Below are 20,625 nucleotides of genomic sequence, written 5' to 3' on the forward strand. Positions count from 1 at the left end.
TTCAATTCGGTGTAAATTATGAAAAAAACGATAATAGCAGGCATATTGCTGGCAGTCATACTGACTGCAGGTTGTACAGGTATTGGCAGCAGTCCGGCAAGAACAGTGGAAAACTTCGTTTTGCAGTTCGAACAAGGAAACTATGATGCCTGTTATGACCTGATGTCATCCAGCTACAGGCAGGATACAGGGCTTGCAGATTTCGTGAATATTTGCAAGGATGCGAATCCTGACAAGTATGAGTTCATAGAAGTGACAAAGGAATACGTTGGTGAGGATGCTGCAGTAGTAGATGTGCTTGTAAACGAATCCTCTGTCGCTATAAAGTTCTCACTTAAGGATTTTTTTGAGATTGAGCCGGAGTATGAGAAGGTCACAGAACAGATAGAACTGGTAAAACAGGAAGACGAATGGAAAATAACCAGATTCCCGTATGCTCTTACCTGAACGATTGCAGAGTGAGGATTAAACTTTCATTTCCATAGTTTGGTGCTTTGACTTGCAGACACTTTTCATGTGATGCATGCAGAAAGGGCAATAAGAGATGAGTGTATCAGCCTTATACTGGAAGAGATAAAACTGATCAATGCAATTGAATTTACCTTCAATAGGACTATTCCTTTAACTCCAGTAATCCTCATCTCTTTTTTCATCACAGTGCATCCTGAGGATATCAGGATAAGGATATAAAAGGGTATAATCATTGATATTCTCACTATCATAATGGAGCACATAGAGCCGGAGAACTTCCTTAAGTGCATCTTCGTCTATCCTGCACTCCATATAGTTTCGAAGCAGATCCTCAAAGAGCTCTTTTTCGCAGGATGACATGGACCTGGCGAACGGGATACAATGTATCGTGCAACAGCAGCCCTGGATCCAAGGTTTCCGGGTTTCTGCATAAGGTCTTTGAATAAAGCCTGATAAGCCGTAAAAGTTCTTTCATACCCGATGCAATCAGCTTGTTTTATCAACCCGCACATTTTCCTGTAAATATTGCTATTGTAGAAAGAAAACAGGAAATGGTTCCTTTCATTGAACTTTATTAGTTCTTCCAGTGAACCGGAGCTTTTGACACGCCTGAGATCAGCAAATGTATATAGTTGGGTCAGAAAATGATCACGTATCCTCTAGTTACGTAACCTGTCATCCTCTTCCATAGGATAGCCTGTGTACTTGGCAAGAATCTTTTTTGCAAAAAAACCCGGACCTTTTTCAATAACCGGTGTCATCTCTGTTACGGAATATACTTTAACGTTCCTGATACCTATAGTAGGAGAACCGGACTTGAATACAAAACCATCCACATAACCCAGCCGATGTATGAAATTCTCTGAATAATCGTTCATTTTTTCGGTAACGTCTTTACCTTACTGTCTTTGGCTGGACCAGACTAGATACCTTGTTCCTTCACAATTCTTATGGGTTCGCGAGGAACCCCGAGGCCAATCTCAACTTCAGGACATACTTTAATGAAATCGACCAGAGGCTCAAGGTCTCTGACAATTCGTGAATGGATCACCTGACCGTTATACCGCACACTAGCAAAATCAAGGCATTTGCTTACAAGTATTATTGGCCGGGGAAATCCTGAAAGTCTTTTGTTGTTCCCATGTCCCTAATTGCCCTATATGTGATATGATGTCCTTGTATTTCTCTTGTTAGAAGATTAGTAATTTCCGGAAAAAGAAGCTAAAAGAGCTGTCAGGAACTTCCACAATTTCAATACGGATGGAATGTGCAGTCTTTCATCCGGAGAATGAGGGTTCTTGATCGTAGGCCCGAAGGATATCATATCCATATCCGGGAACTTCGAACCTATGACAGCACATTCAAGCCCGGCATGTATTACTTCGGTACGTGCTTGTTCACCGAAAGTCTCCATATAGATTTTCTTAGATCGCTGCAGAAGAGACGAATCAATATCCGGCTGCCATGCAGGATAACCGCCATTGTGAAGGACAATAGCACCTGCTGAACTTGAGATATCTTCTATCTCTTTCGTTATTTCAGACAGCCCCGCATCTGCAGAACTGCGCTGAGTGGATATGATAGCAAGATATTCATCCTCCATCCTCATGGTTGCAAGGTTGTTTGATGTTTCCACAAGCCCTGGCACATCCTCCGACATCCTTGCAACACCATCAGGCAATTGTACCAAAAGGTCGATGATCTTTTTTGCCAGGTCTTTTTTCAGTGAAGTATTTACATCCTTGTCCGCCTGTTGTGTAAGTCCTATAGATAACAAGGGGTCATTCTCACGATAATCAAGCCTTGCACCTTTTTCAATATCCCGGATGACTGAGAGGGCATTTTCATATTCATCCTGAGAAATTGCAAACAACGCCTCTGCATGGCGTGGAATGGCATTATGAGCCGAGCCACCTTCAATATTAATCAAATAAATATCAAAACTCGCAAGCAGAGTGTCAAGACTTGTTGCCAGGAGTTTGTTGGCATTGGCTCTTTTCTCGTGTATGTCCACACCAGAATGACCACCAGCCAGCCCGCCAACGGTCATCCTGCATAGAATGTGACCTTCGGGAACAGGTGTGTATTCCAGAGCAATGCGTATGTTCGTGTTCAGTCCGCCTGCACAGCCGATAATGAACACACCCTCATCCTCCGAATCAAGATTAAGTAATATCTTCCCGGAAATGAAATCCGGCATCAGTTCATTGGCACCAGTAAGACCGGTTTCCTCATCGACCGTAAAGAGCAACTCCAAAGGAGGATGAGGCAGATCTTTATCCTTCGCAAGCACCAGTGCGAGGGCAAGAGCAAACCCGTTATCAGCACCAAGGGTAGTACCTCTGGCTTTGAGCCAGTCACCTTCAATATACTGTTCAATCGGGTCCCTTGTGAAATCATGTGAAGAATCCGGATCCTTTTCACATACCATGTCCATGTGGCCCTGTATCACAATAACAGGTGATCTTTCATATCTCTTTGAAGCAGGCACTCTGATAAGGATGTTGTTGACACTGTCGAACTTTACGTTGAGGCCGTTGGCTAAAGACCATTCTTTCAGCCAGTTAGCGATTTTTTCCTCATGCCCCGAACATCTGGGAACACAGTTAATCTCTTCCAGCAAGTCAAGTATTTCCTGTGTGACACGGTCCATATTTCTCATCTTTTGTCCCAGAATCTTATTTGCATTTTAATACTCTTAAAGGATTCCTCACCAGGAATGAGTGATAAATAATATATCTGTGGAACAGGTACTGGTAATACAATGGAGGAATGGGAGCTGAGACCGTGAAAACCTGTGATTGTATAAGCGTGATCCGAGGGGATATAGTAGAGCAGGAAGTAGATGCAATCGTCAACGCAGCAAATAATTCCCTGCTTGGCGGGGGAGGAGTTGATGGTGCAATACATTTAGCTGCAGGCCCCGGGCTTCTTGAAGAGTGCAGAACGCTTGGCGAATGTCCTACAGGCGAGGCGCGGATAACCCAGGGTTATTGGCTTCCCGCAAAATGGGTTATACATACTGTTGGCCCTGTGTGGCAGGGAGGAAACGCAGAAGAAGATCTGTTGCTCGCAAATTGTTACCGGAATTGCCTTGAGCTCGCAGCCGGGCATGATGTCAATAGTATAGCCTTCCCGGGAATTAGTATCGGAGCCTACGGTTTCCCTGTTGATAGAGCTTCGATTATCGCTGTTAATACCATAAAAGGATTTATAGCGGGCAATGATCTGCTGACAGACATCAGGCTTATTTGTTTCAGTGAATCAGCATATTCCTATTACTCCAATGCTGTGAGCAATATCTTCAGTTAACAGTAACATCAGTTGTGGAATATTAGCATTGGATGCTGAGGTTGCACAATTTCTTCGGGTTTTCCTTTTGATCATTTATCAGTTGCACGTTTCCTTCATTTCCATATTGTAAACAGGGCATTAAGAGAGATCCTTAAAAAAATATTTATGAAAGCTTTTTCTTTTAAGGTATATGAAAGTGTTAGTGGTCAAAAACATTCCAGAAGAAGGGCCAGGCATCCTTAAGGATATTATGGATGTTAACCGGATCCTGTATGATATCATTGACCTTGACTCCGGTGAAATTTTTCCTGATCCGCAGAAATATGCTGCTGTTCTTGTATTTGGTGGTCCGGACAGTGCCAATGACAGCACTGAAAAGATGAACGATGAACTTAAGAAGGTCAGGAAAGCTGTCGAGAACGGAATACCGTATATGGGAATATGCCTGGGAATGCAGGTCCTTGTAAAAGCATGTGGAGGCAAGGTCCGCAAAAACGATATTAAAGAAGTTGGTTTTAAAGGTCCTGATAGTGAATATTTTAAAATCGATGTGTGCCCAGGCAGAGAAAAAGAAAGTCTCTTAAAAGGGCTGGAAAGTTCCCTTAAAATATTCCACCTGCATGGAGAAACTGTTGTCATTACCGATGAAATGGAGTTGCTTGCCACCGGGAAGTTCTGCAGGGACCAGGTAGTGAAGGTCGGAAATAATGCTTACGGATTTCAGGGGCATTTTGAACTGACATCTCATATGCTGGATATGTGGCTTAAAACCGATCAGGATCTGAAAACGCTTAATGGCGATGATATCAGGAACGATTTCAGGATTATCCATGAAGAGTACAGGGATAATGCTGAAAAGCTATTCACAAATTTTCTTCATATAGCCGGACTTATATGAAAATGGGGAAGTGACCTTGAAAATACTAGGTTCGTTGAAGACTGACAGACTTATCGTACGGGGGTACATAACCGATGACCTTGAAGACCTTATAATTTATTGAATAACAGGGAAGTCATACGTTACACCGATATGCCGGCAAGGACATTCCATGTTGCAGAATGAGGGCTGCGAGACATGAATGAAAAACAGGAGCTTTTTTATACACATGTCCTAATAAATATATATAAATATAATTATTGTCATATTATATTCCGTAAGATTAAAAGGTGTACGGATGCAGGAACATAAAAATAATGTGTTAGCAGGAAGGACCGCATTTCTTATAACTGCTGTTACGATCATATGTTTAATGTGGGGTTCACTGCCGGCATTTGCTGAAACCGTCGTGAGCATCGCTCCCTCGAGCCCGACAGTACAGACCAATCAGAATTTCAGCGTCTATGTCAGTATCGAACCTGAAACTACTTTTGTCGGCGCACAATTGAACATAGATTTCGATAACTCATTGATAAAAGCAAGCAATGTTATGGAAGGGGAACTATTCGGAAATGAGCAGATTCTGTACATCTTCAATGACGGGACGATCGATAACCAGGCAGGGACAATCAACGGTCTGTATGCAGTGATAAAGGGAGGAAGTCAGATAGATGAGGGCGGTATTTTTACGGAGGTCGAGTTCACCAGCGGTGACCGGACAGGTTACTCGGATCTGTGCCTTTCAAATGTGATATTGAGCAACTCCGAAGGACAGGCCATTCCTGTCACCGTTGAAAGCAAAAGAATTACGATCATCAGTTCCACGAACGGGAAAGATCCTAATGTAGAAAAACCTGAATCAAGCTCCGGCAGCGGAGGTTCCGATACATCGGAGGACGTCGGGAACATCGATCTTAAAGAGGTAAAGAGTGTCTATGTCCTCAGTGATATGGACATATCCTACGTGTTCAATGAACAGGGGAATCCTGTCAATTCTATTTCCTACCATTCCGTTAAAACCGCAGGCCAGATCACAAGTACTATCGAGGTCCTGAAAGATACTTCGGTAACTGTTACAGACACTCCTCCGGGAAAAGTCTACAGACATATCAATATATGGGTAGGAAAACAGGGATACGCAACCGAAGAAAATATAGAGGGAGCTGTGATTGGTTTTAGTGTTCCGAAAGAATGGCTGGCAGGTAATGGCATTGATGCTGACCTTATCCGCATGAACCGGTTCAGTGAAGGTAAATGGAATGAACTGGAAACAAATATTGTCGGAGAAAATACCGATTCTGTTCTCTTTGAAGCCAGAACACCCGGGTTTTCACCGTTTGCAATCACCGCCTTCGGGACATCTTCATCCATTAAACGGGACAATGAAGTTGTTCTACCGGACGGAGATATCGATACGGATGAAAATGCCGAAGTGTACGCTCTGGAAGAACAGGGATCAATTACAGGTGAAATTGCAGATGACACTAAAAAACTTGGCTGCAATACATTGTTGTTGCTGATGACAATTCTGATTTTAATAGCGATCCTGAGGAAAGAGTGAACTTTCCCCAGGATAGAACTTATTTCATTGACATTGTTGCATTGCAACCTGTGACTCATGCTATACTACTATTGTTGGTCAGATTTGTCGCATTACTATTGGAACTATCCGGAGTTTCTGTGTTATTGTTCGAAGCGGTGTCGTTACCAGCGGTATCCTGTGCGGAAACCTCAAGCAGAATATCAAGTTCCTGCACGGTTTCATCACTGACTTCCCCTCCAAGTATCCATGCAAAGTTGAACACCTGCTGAGAAGGATATATCGGTTCGGGCTTAATAACCTGCAGATAAGATCTCATGGTATCCGGGAGTCCTCCCCCGGATTCCGTCATGAGAAGGAAACCATGTTTTCCCATATGTGACAGTACTCCGCTTGGTATTATGACCCTCCAGTCGTCGGGGTCTGCAAGCAGCATATTATGCCCCGGCTCCGCATAGCCCCAGCCCACGCTCCTGGGCCTGAATCCCACATACCAGGATGTCCTGTGCCCACTGTCCTTGTATCCTGCCCACCTGACCGCCATCTCCTGAGGTGTCTCGCCGGGAATGCGCTGTACATGGCCATATTGAGAAAGATCTGCCATAGTCTCATCATCAACAACAGATGACGGAGCGAACACATATATGTAAGGATAGTAGGGCCAGCGTTTCTCAAGCATCCTGCGTGTCTCATCCGGCACCCCTTCGGGAGTCACATAGGCAAAAGCATCACCCTGATGTGCGTTCCAGTTCGATGCAGGGTATGCATATTCTAGGGCATCCGTAGAAGCGATAAAGACTATCTGCCTGTGATTGGATTCAAGGACTGCGATATACTCGTCCACCGCTTCAGTAAGCTCAATAGCGTCTGATGCATATATGGTACGGGGTTTCATATCCATATTCCTGATTTCTTCTGCCACACTCCGATCAATGTCTCCCACTATATACACCTGCACATTATTATCCATCATTACCCCTTCGGGCTTAAGACGCTCAAGTTCGTCCCTGGTCTCAGTGGGTATCGTTGTGTCATTCCCGGTGACGAACAGCATTGGTGCATTAACCGGGAAGTGCTGCAGACGTGTTGTCGTAATTGCAGCTGCCGGGTCATCATCCCTGACAAGGACCACAGCACCTGGCCTGTCCTTATCCTGGGCGGAGGCATAGATTGCCTGGGAATATGCTGTTGTGGTGCTGAGATAGTCCTCACCTGAAAGCCTGGCCGTAGAACCTGTTAATCGGAGCAGTTCCTCATTCTGCATGGTACTTGCATCAAGAGGTTCCCCTGAGGACTCCCACATTGATACATAACCCAGTATCATAAGAAGTGTAAGAATCACCACTGCAAGCAAAGTGTAGATCGGCCTGATCACATTTCCCCCTCCTTCCATCCTGATCTAACCATTAAGTAATTCGGTATCAGGGCCACAAAGAAGCCAGCAGCCGAAGCAACCCATAGAGGAGTTACCCATAGCCATAGATTCTCGTTGGTCATCCAGCCCCGCCACATCATGACATACCAGGCGACCGTGAACATACCTACAGAAGCACTGACCATTGAGACAATTACTATAGGAAGCGCTTTTCTGAATCCTTTGAGGTAGCCCGTCCCATGCATGTCAGCCATCATAGGTCCCATGTAGAATAGGGATGAAAGTATGATTGCGGGAATCACCATCACAATCCACATGATAGTTGTCATCGGGGAACCCAGCCAGTATACCGATGTGAATTCAAAAGTTCTCATTAGAGGCAGGCCGAAGAACTGGAAGAGGTACATGGAAGCTATCATAAAGGACATCCCAAAGCCCAAGCTCATTATCGTGGCCGATACTGCTCTTGCCCATGGAGGACGGGTGAACTTTGGCATAGGTCCGGAAGTTATGGGTCTTTCATGATAGGAAAGCAGAAAAGCCAGGACACCCACCGGCCCGAGCACCAGGATCGCCATTGGCCAGTAGAGCCTTGGGTAGTAGGAGCTATAAGGCAGGCGTTTTGGCATGATGAACAGAGCCCACACGGCTCCGAAAAGTCCTATCACGAACCAGGACCATCCAAGAAAAGCAAGTCCACTCATGCCTGTTACCTGGTCCTTGAAGGAGTGAACCTCAAGTCCGAGATCAGCCCTTGCCTGTGCGTTGTAGCTCACACTTTCCGGCCCTCCCACAACTCTGACATTCATGAAGGGGCCATCCGAAGGGAAATCGAAGAAATCAGGGGACAGCCTCCAAAAATATTGATCCACATAATCATTCAGGTCTCCTGCTTCGGTGTACAACAAGGGTCCGTAATTTCCCTGGTATGCCATCGGTAACCCTGCTGCAGCAAACTCAGGTGTTTCCGGGTTTGCAAGTACGAAGTTATAATATCCATCGAAATGGTATGACTCATCCATGCCCCATCCGAAGTTACCCCAGCGGCTTCTTGCCCATATCAGGGAATGCTTGTAGATGTTCTCATCTGCTACCCGGTTTACTTCCCCGTAAACTCCCAGTTCCTCAAGAGAACTGTCCGTAAGCAGACTTTCCGGAGCAGCTACAAGTATCAGTTTTTCACTGGCAGCATTCTCAGCACCATTCCCGAGTGCTTCCTGCAGACTCCGGGGAATCAAACCTTCCTCCACAGGTACCACCGGTACCCTGAAATACGCTGCCGCATATGCTGCAGGCAAAGCATAAGCGGGTTCATCCGCTGAAACAACTACAATGAAAGGGCTGTCACCCAGAAGTGATAAGGACTCCTCTGCAAGTGCGTTCGTGTCAGCCGGTTCAGCCCCTTCGGCATCATATACCAGGATCTGATCCCTTTCTGAAGCCATAGGTGCCATCACTGCGGCCGCGAGGGGATCTGCAGACATTTCCAGTGCAGGGGGTGAGAACATCTGTGTCATGTAGTTCCCCACCTGAGCCGGTGTATCTCCGGGCACTCTCTGTACGTTCTTGAGAGTGTACCCTATACGCGTGTCCTGATCGGCTCCGTTCCCGTAAGCTGCCGAAAGGACCCAGATGTATCCTGTGGCACTGAGGATCACTGCAACTACCAGCACCGCAATTATCCAGCTGATCCATTTATTCACGTTCTGTTCCTGTCCGTCTTTTGTGCCGTCAGTCCTTCGTACATTCTCAGCAGAGATCAGCGAGCCTATAAGTCCGCCAAGACCTGCACCAAATATTATCAGGAAGATCGTAACTGTGATGTAAGGTGCTGCAAAAAGGGGTTCAAGCCGTGGAAACGGAATTATGCTGTTCTCTGCAGAATATCCTATGAGCCCGAAAACAAGTCCACCAAGAATTATCCCTATTAAAGTAATTAAAAGAGATTTTGACGTAAAAATACTGCTTTTTCCAATTGATTCAGAGTCATCACTCCTGGTATGACTATTCCCTTCGACCATATCTTGCCCCCATATAGATTTTGGCTGCCATTCAATTCACTCCCCGATTCAGGCAGCCTTCAGTTACGATTTATCAGTTTACTGTAAAGTGTTTGATAAACATTGTATAAAGCATTAATTCTAACAGTACCTTTCTTAGCGAATTGAATATGTCGAAATTGACTATCTCGCCAGCTAAGCGCGATCATTTGGAGTTAGAGAATACAGTATCACAAAAATGTAGAAAGATATTTTTAGCCCTTTAATTCTGCAACCCGGTGTTATCCCGAAATTGGTGTACGAAAGTATGTCAGGATCTATCAAAGTTCTTCTTGAATTTTTGACAGGACTTCTTTTACCTGTGAGGTCTCAAGGTCCAGATTCTTGTTCTTCTGTATGCCATAATCTGTCAGAAGGATGTGGCTATCAACATTAATACTGCCTGTTCCCTGATAACCTTTGCACAGTTGACCGGACAGCCATCAATTACTATGATTCGTTCACACCCTTCAGCAATCTCAGCAATCCGGACCTTCGGCCACCAATGCCTGCCGTGCACATCATATTGCCGACACCCTTTTTATGCAGTTCTACAGCAAGAGCATTACTCAGCTGTCCTACATTAGATGCACATTCACAGGGAAATATGCCTATGCTATCAGACCCGCATGAACATTTTTACTTTTTCAGCCATGATTAGCATCTTCTTTCAGGATATCCATTTTTTGACGCTATCGACAGTCGGGACCTTGCCTGCAATCTTCACATCGCCATCCACAACGACACCCGGAGTCAGCATCACACCATAGGAGAGGATCGTATCCATGTCTTCCACTTTCACAATCTCAGCATCGGTGCCGGTTTCAGCTACCGCCTGTCCGACTATCTCCTTTGTCTTCTTGCACTTAGCACAACCAGAACCCAGAATTTCTATTTTCATACTTACACCTCTTATTTAAGTTAGATTATATCTTGATCAATGTTTGATTAATACCTTGTATAGTATATTCGTCATTTCAACAGATGGTAGCTTTATTATTCACATGTATGCTGAGCTATCAGTATCCCCTCTTTAAGGATCCAATGTTTCAAATAATGTTGAAACTGTATATATAATTTGTGGTTTCAAATGTTTTTGAAATACTAAACCATTTAAACCTCTAAAACAAATCAGGACATATGTCGTTCAAATCTATAGGAAAAGTGATCAATTTTGCAGATGAAGAGACAATGGAACTGCTTTCATTGTGGAAGGAAGCAGTCAGTGAGATAGAGCTTGATAAGCATGTTCAGGCATCATCATACATATTTGAAGAATATACACATTATATCGTAGTCCATGATCCTCTGGACATGGAATTTTCACAGAAAAGGGATGAGTGGAACAAAAGATTTTCCAGGGAAATCGGAGTTTCCGTTGTCAAACTTGTGAAACATACTAGCAACAAGCTATATTTCAAGGGTCTGCTTGCCACAAACAACTCAGCAGTCTACGGGATAGCCCCATACACAGAGTTTGATCATCCGGAAGCAAGTTTTCCAATTCAGGGAATGGATAAGCTCAAAAGAACAGTCTTTTCCGAAGTCATACCACTCATCAGGGGAAGTAATATCCTTGATGTTGGATGCGGCCTCGGGGCCGCAAGCATGGAAATAGCAAAGCAACATCCTTCAGCCAGTGTCCTCGGAATCGACATCCAGAAGGGAATGATAAGGCAGTGCCGTTTGAATGCAGATATCTATAATATAGATAATGTCCGGTTCGAAGCCACCAGTGTTTACAAACTACCTTACGAAAGCAATAAATTTGATACTGTGACATGCTTTTTCATGTTGCATCACCTGGATGATATTCCCAGAGCCCTTGAAGAGATCAAAAGAGTACTTGCAGACGGAGGAAAGGTACTTGCAGCCGAACCTCTGGACCACCATCATGGCACAAAGAGAGAAGGAAGCGACTGGATAAAACTCTTTGAAGAAGCCGGGTTTTCTGCAGATTCCATTAACATCAGCAAGGCTGCCTTTATTGAAGCAAAAGTCGCAAAATAGGCAAGAGGAAAAATCGGGTGCTTCTGCGCCCGATAATCTAAAGCCTGCGTGCACACACGGGACAAAGAGGTAAACTGCGTACATTTTAGCAGAAAAAAAACCAGAATCGAAAGGTTAAAGTATGCCCCTTGCTAACCAATAACATTCTTATTTTTCAGGAGATAAAAAAATGTTAGGTATAGATGACCCACAAATTTGGATTGCATATGTATTATGTTTCCTGAGTGCAATCGGGTGTATAATATATGGCGCAATCAAATGGAATGACGGACAGGATGAGGAGGCTTGCTGATGGCGGTAGATACATCAATACTTGGTATTGCTGTGCTCATTTACATGATAATAGTATTCTATCTGGGATGGCTGGGATATAAACAGACCAAAGACACAGATGACTATATGCTGGCAGGTCGCAAGATAAACCCCCTTGTCCTGGCACTGTCCTACGGCGCAGCATTCATAAGCACCTCTGCTATCATAGGCTTTGGAGGGTATGCCGGAGCGTTCGGTATGGGTGTACTATGGCTTGTTTTTATGAACATCTTTGTAGGCATATTCATAGCATTCGTGCTTTTCGGTTCAAGGACCAGGCGTATGGGAGTTAACCTTGGAGCAGTTACCTTCCCGGAACTTATCGGAAGAAGGTTCCAGTCCCGTTTCATCCAGGGCTTTTCCGGTGCACTTATCACAGTTTTCATGCCTCTGTATGCAGGGAGTGTGCTCATCGGAGGAGCACGTTTCATGGAAACAGCCCTTAATATCCAATATAACAATGCAGTACTCATTCTTGCAATTATAGTAGCAGCTTACGTTATAACAGGCGGACTTATCGCAGTTATGTATACCGATGCCCTCCAGGGAGGGCTTATGTTCATCGGGATGATCATTCTTTTCGTTCTCACATATTCAAGACTTGGAGGAGTGGTGGAAGCACACCAGTCACTTACAAGCATGGCCTATCTCGTACCTGAGAACCTGGCAGCCATCGGTCATACCGGATGGACCTCAATGCCCGAATTCGGATCGGACATCTGGTGGACACTGGTGTCTACGATCATACTTGGAGTCGGCATAGGCGTGCTTGCACAACCCCAGCTTGCAGTCAGGTTCATGACTGTGAGGAACACACGCTCGCTCAAAAGGGCTGTGCTCTCAGGAGGACCTTTCATATTCATGATGGCAGGGGTCGCCTACATCGTGGGTGCACTTTCAAACGTCTATTTCCTTGATACCAGAGGAATGATCTCACTGGATGCTGCAGGCGGGAATATCGACCTTATCATACCGGAATATATCAATAGTGCAATGCCTGACTACTTTGTGGTTTTCTTCCTTCTGACATTGCTCGCAGCAGCCATGTCAACACTGAGCTCCCAGTTCCATACTATGGGAACAGCCATTGGGCATGATTTCTACAGGGAGTTCGTGATGAAAGGAAAGACCACCAAAACAATAAGCATAACAAGAGTAGGAATTGCAATAACGATTCTGATAAGTGTTGTGCTCGCATATATACTCCCGATAGGAATAATCGCAAGGGCAACAGCGATATTCTTTGGACTCTGCGCTGCAGCTTTTTTGCCAATGTACACAGGAGCACTCTTCTGGAAACGCATGAACAGATCAGGAGCAACGGCAAGTCTGCTAGTAGGAACTTTCGGCAGTATTTTCTGGCTCACTTTTGTACATGCCAAAGAAGCAAGCGCACTGGGCATTAGCAGAGCCTTGTTCGGCGTGGACACAATACTTACAGGCACATGGACATTAGTGGATCCGATACTCGTAGCCACGCCTCTTGCCATAATTACTGCGATAGTCGTAAGCCTGGCAACAAAGCCGGATTCGCAGGAACATATTGAGATGTGCTTTCAAAAATAACTTTACCGGCAGGCAACTGCCTTTTAACCTTTTTTAAATAGCATCTCTGTTATTTCGGCCCGTCTCATAGTGGTTATATCAAATGCTGTTTCCATAGATTTAAATAGTGGTGCGTGATAACACATAACACAGAGAAAACATCATGATTTAATATTAATAAAAAGGAGATGAAAAATGCTTGGAATCGATGACCCCCAGATATGGGTAGCTTACATCCTTTGTTTTTTAAGTGCGATCGGATGCATAATATATGGCGCATTGAAATGGAATGATGGACAGGACGAGGAGATCTGCAGCACAGTAAGAGCATCTGGCAGATCGGATGAAGAGGTTTACTGATGCCAGTAAGCACACCTGTTCTCGGAATTATCGTACTGATCTACTTAATGGTCATTTTCTATTTAGGATGGCTTGGATACAAGAAAACGAAAATGACCGAGGACTACATGGTTGCAGGCAGGAAGATCCACCCCTATATCCTGGCTGTTTCATACGGAGCTACGTTTATAAGCACATCTGCAATAATAGGATTTGGTGGTGCCGCAGGTGCCCTTGGTATGGGCTTGCTCTGGCTGGCCTTTATGAATATCGTGGTAGGCATATTCATAGCGTTTGTGATATTCGGCAAGAGTACCCGCCGGATGGGTTTGAAGCTGAATGCGGTCACATTCCCGGAACTGCTTGGCAAAAGATACCAGTCCCGTTTCATACAGGGGTTCTCCGGGGCTCTCATAGGCATATTCATGCCCCTTTACGCAGGTATTGTTCTGATCGGCGGTGCAAGGTTCGTTGAAGCGACACTTAATATAAATTACGATGTTGCCGTACTTATTCTTACTATTATTGTTGCTGCCTATGTTATAACAGGCGGACTTATTGCAGTTATGTATACCGATGCCTTGCAGGGAAGTCTTATGTTCATCGGGATGGCATTCCTTATCGTCTTCACCTATATCGAGCTGGGCGGTATCAATGCTGCACATACGGCACTTACGGCAATGAACGGCATGGTTCCGGAAAGTCTTGCTGCCGGAGGCCACCTCGGATGGGCATCTATGCCTGCTTTAGGATCACCTATCTGGTGGACCCTTGTATCAACACTTGTACTTGGAGTGGGGATCGGAGTACTTGCACAGCCCCAGCTTGCAGTCAGGTTCATGACAGTCAAGAACGATAAAGCTCTCAACAGGGCCGTACTTGTTGGAGGACCCTTTATCCTTATGATGACGGGCGTGGCTTTCACAGTCGGTGCACTTTCCAATGTTTACTTCTTCGACAATCTGGGACAGATATCTGTTGCAGTTGCAGGCGGGAATACAGACCTGATAATGCCTCAATACATCAATAGTGCTATGCCGGGTATCTTTGTCGTTCTGTTCATGCTTACCTTGCTTGCTGCAGCGATGTCGACACTGAGCTCCCAGTTCCATACTATGGGAACGGCTATAGGACATGATTTCTATCGTGAATTCATTAAAAAGGGAGAGCTCGGGCAGACAATAAATGTCACCAGGATCTCCATAGCCCTTACCATCCTTGCAAGTGTCGTGCTTGCATATGCCCTGCCACCCAGCATAATTGCAACTGCCACGGCAATATTCTTCGGGCTCTGCGCTGCTGCATTCCTGCCGATGTACACAGGAGCACTTTTCTGGAAGCGTATGACAAGAGAAGGCGCTATCGCCAGCTTACTGGTAGGAACATTCGCCAGCCTGTTCTGGCTCGGGTTCGTGCATGCAAAAGAAGCGGTACCTCTTGGTATCAGTCAGGCGCTCTTCGGAAAAGCTACACTGCTCACCGGCACATGGACAGTAGTGGACCCGATACTCGTAGCCACACCCCTGGCCATAATTACTGCTATAGTCGTGAGCCTGGCAACAAAGCCAATACCAGTTGAACACCTTGAGAAGTGCTTTGAAAGAGAGATCAAGAATTAATGGGCATAAAAACCCATTGTCTTTTTTAATTTTATATATATTTATTTAGAATTTGTTATACACTAAAATAGATAAAATCGCTGGAATTGAACTATGGAACAATTTAAAAAAGCGAATTTTGAGGAAGGCAAAAGTCATATGACGAGAACTAGAGGGGATATATGTTTTCTATAATTATAATCGACTTTTGCCTAAGGTACTTTCGACATGATGAAATATAAACCTAACCATAGGACCTCCGAATAGGGAAAGTCAGTTACGTATTTTCATACCTGAAGAATGATACTTTCATTTACATCCATTAGAACAACGTCGGTATCTGATACCTTTTTCACACAGGATACGAAAATATGAGGATCCTGTTTTATTCTTTCATAGGTGTTATAGTGCATGGGAATTGCTATTTTTGGCTGCAACATCCTCACCGCAAGTGCGGCATCTCTGGCATCCATTGTATAGCGTCCTCCTATAGGAACTATTGCGACATCGGGACTGTAAAGTTCAGATATCAGTCCAATGTCCCTGAAAAGACCTGTATCTCCCGCATGGTATATGGAAACATTTCCGGCACGGATGACAAAACCTGCTGCTTTTCCCCCGTCAATGGTCCGACCAGATTCATCTATGGAAGAAGAATGGCATGCATCCGTCATGGTAACATCAAAACCACCTATATTTATCCTACCTCCTATATTCATCCCTTCGGTAAGTACGTCCTTTGAGCGCAGGTACTGGGAAAGTTCATGAATGCATACGACTTTGCAACCTGTCCTCCTTGCAATCTCCACAGTATCTCCCAGGTGATCACGGTGACCATGAGTCACGGCAATAACATCAGGTTCAAGCTCGGAAACTGAAACTGTTGCTGCAGGATTACCAGTTATGAAAGGGTCAATAAGAATCTTTTTCTTATACATTATTTCAAAACAGGAGTGTCCAAGCCATGTAAGTCGTACTTTATTCATATGCACAGAGTAGCTTTTTAGAAATAATAATTTTGTGTCAGAATGATTATATCCTTGTAGTAAAATATACAAATTGTATTTATGGAAATCGGAATTGTTATCCACGGACCGGATATTGTGGATTCCGGTATGGCATGTGATATTATTAAGATATTACAGGGTTTTGGAAGAACGGATTCCAGAATAGCAGGCGCCATCGGCAAGACTGCAGTACTTGATGCCCATCTGGAAAAATACATAAATATAAGTTCCTCGCTTAAACCGAGTGAATGCATTGAAGAATTTTTCCTTACAAAGGATGCCGTTGTTTTACTGAACCAGGGAAAAAATGTTGAAAATGGCCGGATATTTGGCAATATAGTAGTTTCTAATATCAAGGACAGGAATAAGAAACCACTCATCCAGATCGAAAGTCCTTCAAAACCCGGTGGAGAGGTCATTCCATGGAACATTTGTTCGGTTGCTCTTGCAACTCAACTATCACAATTGCTTGGGACTTACCTGTCAGATGTCCCGCATGTTGTCATACCCATCCGGACAGAAGACCATGGCCGCAGGATAATCAGAAAGGTCCATGGAGTGCATCCGGGGGAGAAGATATTCATTAATGGTATTATTGTAGGCCAGGCAATATCAGAAGACATAAATATCGTCACAGAAGACGGGTTCATTACAGAAATCAAAGGGGCTCAGGTCAAAGAACATGGACTTGAAAAGCTTCATGGTTATGAGAAAAGAGGATCGATCGATATCACAAGATGCTGGATAAAAAGTGGCCCCTTGCGAGGCAATGGGTTTTTAGCCCGCAGGCATATTCCGGTTTTAGCCGGGCTAAGTGATTCGAGTACGATAAGCATGGAGCATATAGAAGTACTGCCTGCCATGATAAAGGCAGTGATCATCGATCATGAAGCTGAAAGAACATTTGAGCTTGCGGATAATGCACAGGTGGCGATTACTATTGGAGATGATACCACCGAGATAGCTGGGGATATTCTTTTCAGACTGGAAATACCGATCATAGGGATAACCGACGGAGACCTCGATGGTTTTTCCCACAGGAAACATATTCACCCGGGTTCTGTGATATTCAGGGTCAGTGATGGGCATGATGATATTATCGGCAGGAAGATCAGGTTGGAAATATTCAGGGGATATAAGACTGGTTCTTTTAATTCTATTATTGAATTAAAGGAGAAAGTAAGACTACTTGCCAACAGACACATAAAATTCAGTAGAAATTATTAATTTTTTTTCACTTTAAATATGAGCATATATAACTTTAAATATAATAATTACATATTATGTAGTAGAGCTCTATTATGAGCAAGATATAATAAGGGGTTATTATGAAAGACTATGAAGTCAAAATACTGGATGACACAGACTATAAGTTCATTGAAGCTTTGAAAAGTCTGGGAATGTCAAGAAACGTCGCAACAACACTCACTTATCTCTCGAATGTCCCGGAGGCATCCTCACAGGAAATTGAGATGAGTACCGGCCTCAGACAACCGGAAGTGAGTGTGGCTATGAGACAGATGCGTGAAAGGAACTGGATAGATATCCACAACAAGAAAGCAATTGGAAAAGGTAGGCCTACTAAGATCTACAAGCTCTCAGCACCTGTTGAAGATATCATCAAACACTATGAGCGTAAGATCATAGAAGATACGAAAACAACAATGGATGCTATTACTAAACTGAAGGACATTACTCGTAGAATGTGATTTCTTTAATTGTGCCCGGTAATATTTAACCCTGAGATGCTATGCACATTATGGTTAAGTTGCCGGACACGGCCATTCCATCAAATGGAACGGCCTGCCCTTCTTTTAAAATAAGAACTGTTTCCTGATTTATATCAAGGATTTCCAGTACTTTTTCATATGTAGTGCCTTCCGAAACTTCCAACTTTTTGCCGGAGACATCGGAATTGAGTACTTCAATGTTCAATCGTATTTTCAATCTGCGGCTTCACCACCTTCAGATACTAGGTCATTGAGGTTTTCATGTAGCAGTTTTTCTTCAAGTTCTACATTTTTCTTTTCACCTTTACGTTCATAACCTCTTTTCTGGAACTTTGACATACTAAAGCACCTCAAATAACATGTGCTTCAATAGGCTTTAATCTTTTCGGAACCGGAAAGCAAATGTGAGATTTCCTGAATGTCATGTGGTTAGCTTAAGTTAAACAGGACAGTTCTTTCAAAATATCAGTAACTCACCAGTATGTTAATATTATATAAGGAGTGAATTTAACAGGAAAAATATCAGCTGAGCCATATATATGAACAATGGAAGAAAAATTCAGCTATCCGGAGATTTCCTGAAAACACTTGAAGGTAGAAATTCTCTTTTCCTGTATGGAAAAACAAAAATAACCGGGAATGTAAGTGATCTGATCATACATCACTGTAACTTTTTTGCAGGGGCAATTATTCATATGCACCTGGATAAGTCCTCTGGTATTCCAACTGAATTGATGGACCGACAGATAATACAACTTCCAGTTTCAAAGAATCTGACAAGCACAATGATAAAACTGGAAAGACTTGTTTCAGACAAAGTTCACCTGATAATTCTTGACAGTTTAGAAGAACTGGCACTGGAGGTTGGTATGAAACCGTGTTCCAGGTTCCTTTCAGTACTCTTCAGGAAAAGCAGGGAACAGAACAGGACCGTTCTATCTTTTTATAGAGAAGATACCATTGATGCCAACTCAGCACAATATATCACCAGATCGTTCGATAATATTTTCCGAACTGATGGGAACAATATATTCAAACAGGGCAGTGATGTCAGGACATGTGATACGTTGCCGGATAATAAGAAATCCACAGACCCGCATATTAGCACAGAGATGGAAAAGATAAGAGATATATTCAGGCTGACGCCTGAAGAGCAGAAAGAACTGGATAAAATTGTAGGTGACAGGATCAGGGAGTTCAGTATTTCCTGAGAACATACAAATGTAAAATCAAACTAGAGAGATGTCTGCTCAGATATCATACGAACTTTTCAGCAATGGTCTTCAACTGTAAACAGTAGTCACATTCCGGGTCTTCCTCCATGACGAGCTTCCTTGACCAGGCACGTGCAACGTAATCATCAAAGGTCATCGACCCCAGCAGATATGTGCCAAGTTTATTGCTGAAATCTTTAATTACTTCTTCTATCTCCTTTTGTTTATCCCTGGGCGTCCTGTTGAAGAGCAGGTTCGCCTTGGTGCCCAGCTTGTCTGCCATATTGGAAAGGATGTAGGTTCCCCTTATGTCCTGTACATCGATCGTACAGATAATCGTAGCCTTGTCAGCAAGGTTCATAGTCAGCAGACTGGAGCGATTTATGCCCGGACTGCAATCAAAAATTAAATGCTCGATCAGAAGGTCCCTTTGCAGGGCATTGATGAGCTCGGACATCTTTTCCCTGGCTTCTGCCGGTGTATCGAACAGTGAAGAGATATCTTCCTCACACGCCCTTGTGGGTACGATGTAGAGCTCAAGTCCATCGCCATCATATTCATAGATGATGTCTTCTGCCCTGCACCTGCCCTGCAGGAAATCTATAAGTGTCATATCATATTTGATATTGAAGAGCGAATGAATGCCAGGACCATTCACGTCAGTGTCAACAATACATACCTTCCCACCTCTCTTCGCAAGCAAGACTCCCAGGTTTCCGACAAAAGTAGTCTTCCCCGTACCCCCTTTATATGAATGGAAACTTAATAGCATATCCTTCACCCCAGTAACTGATCCAGCTTATCTTCTACTTCCTCGACTGCCGACCAATGATTATCCTTATCTTGCGTGGCCTTTTTCTTCATAGAATAATATATTTTTTTACCTTTTCTATCCCTCTCAAGCCAGCCACCCCTATATAGTTCATTGAGATACTTGTTTTCGATGGACCTGTGCCTCCCGGTAACAAGACTCACTTCATCAGCAGTACAGGACTCTAATTTTGAAACAGCAAACAACGACTTTCGGATGGAGTCAGGAACAGTAAGAAAAACTGCCATTTTATCTTCGATCGGCGGAGAAGAGTATGTTTCAAGCTTAGATAGACGTGATTCCATTATTTTTAAACGCCTGTCAATATCATACAGATACTCCAGAATATCAGTATTATTTTGTGGATCAGACATGGTTATCAACATAATAAAGTGATGTATCTACTCTTTATCAAATTTAATAGATGTGATAATATATAAGTCTACTTAGTTTTTTTTATATA

General features: G+C 43.7%; 24 protein-coding genes and 1 pseudogene. 12 read left to right on the forward strand and 13 right to left on the reverse strand.

Features of this window, described 5'->3' with window-relative positions; genetic code table 11:
* Window positions 1–18: 18 nt before the first annotated feature.
* Window positions 19–447, forward strand: coding sequence for a DUF4878 domain-containing protein (locus tag CUN85_RS11050; protein WP_135390380.1), 429 nt, complete (start codon window positions 19–21; stop codon window positions 445–447).
* Between the two features lie 174 nt (window positions 448–621).
* Here the strand turns inward: CUN85_RS11050 and CUN85_RS11055 are convergent, their stop codons facing one another.
* The 4 genes from CUN85_RS11055 to CUN85_RS11065 form a co-directional block, all read right to left on the reverse strand.
* The gene (locus CUN85_RS11055; RefSeq protein ID WP_135390381.1) at window positions 622–831 is read right to left on the reverse strand and encodes a DUF1722 domain-containing protein; all 210 of its coding nucleotides are present in this window, start codon (window positions 829–831) and stop codon (window positions 622–624) included.
* Between the two features lie 299 nt (window positions 832–1,130).
* The gene (locus CUN85_RS13545) at window positions 1,131–1,349 is read right to left on the reverse strand and encodes a hypothetical protein (RefSeq protein WP_268921639.1); all 219 of its coding nucleotides are present in this window, start codon (window positions 1,347–1,349) and stop codon (window positions 1,131–1,133) included.
* A gap of 44 nt (window positions 1,350–1,393) precedes the next feature.
* The gene (locus CUN85_RS13550; protein ID WP_268921640.1) at window positions 1,394–1,540 is read right to left on the reverse strand and encodes a DUF523 domain-containing protein; all 147 of its coding nucleotides are present in this window, start codon (window positions 1,538–1,540) and stop codon (window positions 1,394–1,396) included.
* A 129-nt stretch (window positions 1,541–1,669) separates the two neighbouring features.
* Entirely contained in the window at window positions 1,670–3,124 is a 1,455-nt protein-coding gene (locus tag CUN85_RS11065; RefSeq protein ID WP_135390382.1) for an aminoacyl-histidine dipeptidase, read from the reverse strand.
* 119 nt (window positions 3,125–3,243) lie between these two features.
* Here CUN85_RS11065 and CUN85_RS11070 point away from each other — a divergent pair, with 119 nt between their 5' ends.
* From CUN85_RS11070 to CUN85_RS11080, 3 genes are all read left to right on the forward strand, one after another.
* The gene (locus CUN85_RS11070) at window positions 3,244–3,783 is read left to right on the forward strand and encodes an O-acetyl-ADP-ribose deacetylase (RefSeq protein ID WP_135390383.1); all 540 of its coding nucleotides are present in this window, start codon (window positions 3,244–3,246) and stop codon (window positions 3,781–3,783) included.
* Between the two features lie 172 nt (window positions 3,784–3,955).
* Window positions 3,956–4,663 carry a type 1 glutamine amidotransferase gene (locus tag CUN85_RS11075; protein WP_135390384.1) on the forward strand — a complete coding sequence of 236 codons (708 nt, stop codon included), beginning with the start codon at window positions 3,956–3,958 and terminating at the stop codon, window positions 4,661–4,663.
* A gap of 277 nt (window positions 4,664–4,940) precedes the next feature.
* Complete coding sequence (locus CUN85_RS11080) at window positions 4,941–6,203, forward strand: PGF-pre-PGF domain-containing protein (RefSeq protein ID WP_135390385.1); 1,263 nt, start codon at window positions 4,941–4,943, stop codon at window positions 6,201–6,203.
* A 55-nt stretch (window positions 6,204–6,258) separates the two neighbouring features.
* On the opposite strand, the gene CUN85_RS11085 is transcribed toward CUN85_RS11080, so the two are convergent.
* The 4 genes and pseudogenes from CUN85_RS11085 to CUN85_RS11100 form a co-directional block, all read right to left on the reverse strand.
* Window positions 6,259–7,557 carry a cell wall-binding repeat 2 family protein gene (locus CUN85_RS11085; protein WP_205804440.1) on the reverse strand — a complete coding sequence of 433 codons (1,299 nt, stop codon included), beginning with the start codon at window positions 7,555–7,557 and terminating at the stop codon, window positions 6,259–6,261.
* Window positions 7,554–9,578 carry a DUF4396 domain-containing protein gene (locus CUN85_RS11090; protein ID WP_135390386.1) on the reverse strand — a complete coding sequence of 675 codons (2,025 nt, stop codon included), beginning with the start codon at window positions 9,576–9,578 and terminating at the stop codon, window positions 7,554–7,556. The genes CUN85_RS11085 and CUN85_RS11090 overlap by 4 nt, the downstream gene beginning before the upstream one ends.
* A gap of 388 nt (window positions 9,579–9,966) precedes the next feature.
* Window positions 9,967–10,211 (reverse strand): annotated as a pseudogene (locus CUN85_RS13590) (putative zinc-binding protein).
* Window positions 10,212–10,266: 55 nt separating this feature from the next.
* Window positions 10,267–10,497: a thioredoxin family protein gene (locus CUN85_RS11100; RefSeq protein WP_135390387.1), complete on the reverse strand. Its 231-nt coding sequence runs from the start codon at window positions 10,495–10,497 to the stop codon at window positions 10,267–10,269.
* A gap of 239 nt (window positions 10,498–10,736) precedes the next feature.
* Between CUN85_RS11100 and CUN85_RS11105 the strand changes: the two genes are divergently transcribed.
* The 5 genes from CUN85_RS11105 to CUN85_RS11115 all read left to right on the forward strand — a co-directional run bounded on the left by CUN85_RS11105 (window position 10,737) and on the right by CUN85_RS11115 (window position 15,421).
* Window positions 10,737–11,606 (forward strand): class I SAM-dependent methyltransferase, encoded by an 870-nt coding sequence (locus tag CUN85_RS11105; protein WP_135390388.1) that lies wholly within the window; start codon window positions 10,737–10,739, stop codon window positions 11,604–11,606.
* Window positions 11,607–11,775: 169 nt separating this feature from the next.
* The gene (locus tag CUN85_RS13595) at window positions 11,776–11,898 is read left to right on the forward strand and encodes a symporter small accessory protein (RefSeq protein WP_328591276.1); all 123 of its coding nucleotides are present in this window, start codon (window positions 11,776–11,778) and stop codon (window positions 11,896–11,898) included.
* Window positions 11,898–13,484 (forward strand): sodium:solute symporter family protein, encoded by a 1,587-nt coding sequence (locus tag CUN85_RS11110; protein WP_135390389.1) that lies wholly within the window; start codon window positions 11,898–11,900, stop codon window positions 13,482–13,484. The genes CUN85_RS13595 and CUN85_RS11110 overlap by 1 nt, the downstream gene beginning before the upstream one ends.
* A 174-nt stretch (window positions 13,485–13,658) precedes the next feature.
* On the forward strand, window positions 13,659–13,823 hold the full coding sequence (locus CUN85_RS13055; protein WP_167848865.1) for a symporter small accessory protein: 165 nt from the start codon (window positions 13,659–13,661) through the stop codon (window positions 13,821–13,823).
* Complete coding sequence (locus CUN85_RS11115; protein WP_135390390.1) at window positions 13,823–15,421, forward strand: sodium:solute symporter family protein; 1,599 nt, start codon at window positions 13,823–13,825, stop codon at window positions 15,419–15,421. Before CUN85_RS13055 ends, CUN85_RS11115 begins: the two co-directional genes overlap by 1 nt.
* Before the next feature lie 266 nt (window positions 15,422–15,687).
* Here the strand turns inward: CUN85_RS11115 and CUN85_RS11120 are convergent, their stop codons facing one another.
* Window positions 15,688–16,386 carry a metal-dependent hydrolase gene (locus CUN85_RS11120; protein ID WP_135390391.1) on the reverse strand — a complete coding sequence of 233 codons (699 nt, stop codon included), beginning with the start codon at window positions 16,384–16,386 and terminating at the stop codon, window positions 15,688–15,690.
* An 81-nt stretch (window positions 16,387–16,467) separates the two neighbouring features.
* Between CUN85_RS11120 and CUN85_RS11125 the strand changes: the two genes are divergently transcribed.
* Both CUN85_RS11125 and CUN85_RS11130 read left to right on the forward strand, forming a co-directional pair.
* Entirely contained in the window at window positions 16,468–17,634 is a 1,167-nt protein-coding gene (locus tag CUN85_RS11125) for a DUF2117 family protein (RefSeq protein ID WP_135390392.1), read from the forward strand.
* A gap of 101 nt (window positions 17,635–17,735) precedes the next feature.
* Window positions 17,736–18,116, forward strand: coding sequence for a transcriptional regulator protein (locus CUN85_RS11130; protein WP_135390393.1), 381 nt, complete (start codon window positions 17,736–17,738; stop codon window positions 18,114–18,116).
* Between the two features lie 25 nt (window positions 18,117–18,141).
* Here the strand turns inward: CUN85_RS11130 and CUN85_RS11135 are convergent, their stop codons facing one another.
* Window positions 18,142–18,342 carry a hypothetical protein gene (locus CUN85_RS11135; RefSeq protein WP_235856307.1) on the reverse strand — a complete coding sequence of 67 codons (201 nt, stop codon included), beginning with the start codon at window positions 18,340–18,342 and terminating at the stop codon, window positions 18,142–18,144.
* An 8-nt stretch (window positions 18,343–18,350) separates the two neighbouring features.
* Window positions 18,351–18,476 (reverse strand): hypothetical protein, encoded by a 126-nt coding sequence (locus CUN85_RS13555; protein WP_268921642.1) that lies wholly within the window; start codon window positions 18,474–18,476, stop codon window positions 18,351–18,353.
* 200 nt (window positions 18,477–18,676) lie between these two features.
* Between CUN85_RS13555 and CUN85_RS11140 the strand changes: the two genes are divergently transcribed.
* Window positions 18,677–19,348, forward strand: a complete 672-nt coding sequence (locus CUN85_RS11140) for a hypothetical protein (protein WP_135390395.1) — start codon at window positions 18,677–18,679, stop codon at window positions 19,346–19,348.
* Between the two features lie 46 nt (window positions 19,349–19,394).
* Here the strand turns inward: CUN85_RS11140 and CUN85_RS11145 are convergent, their stop codons facing one another.
* Together CUN85_RS11145 and CUN85_RS11150 are read right to left on the reverse strand one after the other, a co-directional pair.
* The gene (locus CUN85_RS11145; protein WP_135390396.1) at window positions 19,395–20,123 is read right to left on the reverse strand and encodes a MinD/ParA family ATP-binding protein; all 729 of its coding nucleotides are present in this window, start codon (window positions 20,121–20,123) and stop codon (window positions 19,395–19,397) included.
* A 5-nt stretch (window positions 20,124–20,128) separates the two neighbouring features.
* Window positions 20,129–20,536 carry a hypothetical protein gene (locus CUN85_RS11150; protein ID WP_135390397.1) on the reverse strand — a complete coding sequence of 136 codons (408 nt, stop codon included), beginning with the start codon at window positions 20,534–20,536 and terminating at the stop codon, window positions 20,129–20,131.
* Between the last annotated feature and the right edge of the window lie 89 nt (window positions 20,537–20,625).

This window comes from Methanolobus halotolerans, from assembly GCF_004745425.1.
GTDB lineage: Archaea > Halobacteriota > Methanosarcinia > Methanosarcinales > Methanosarcinaceae > Methanolobus > Methanolobus halotolerans.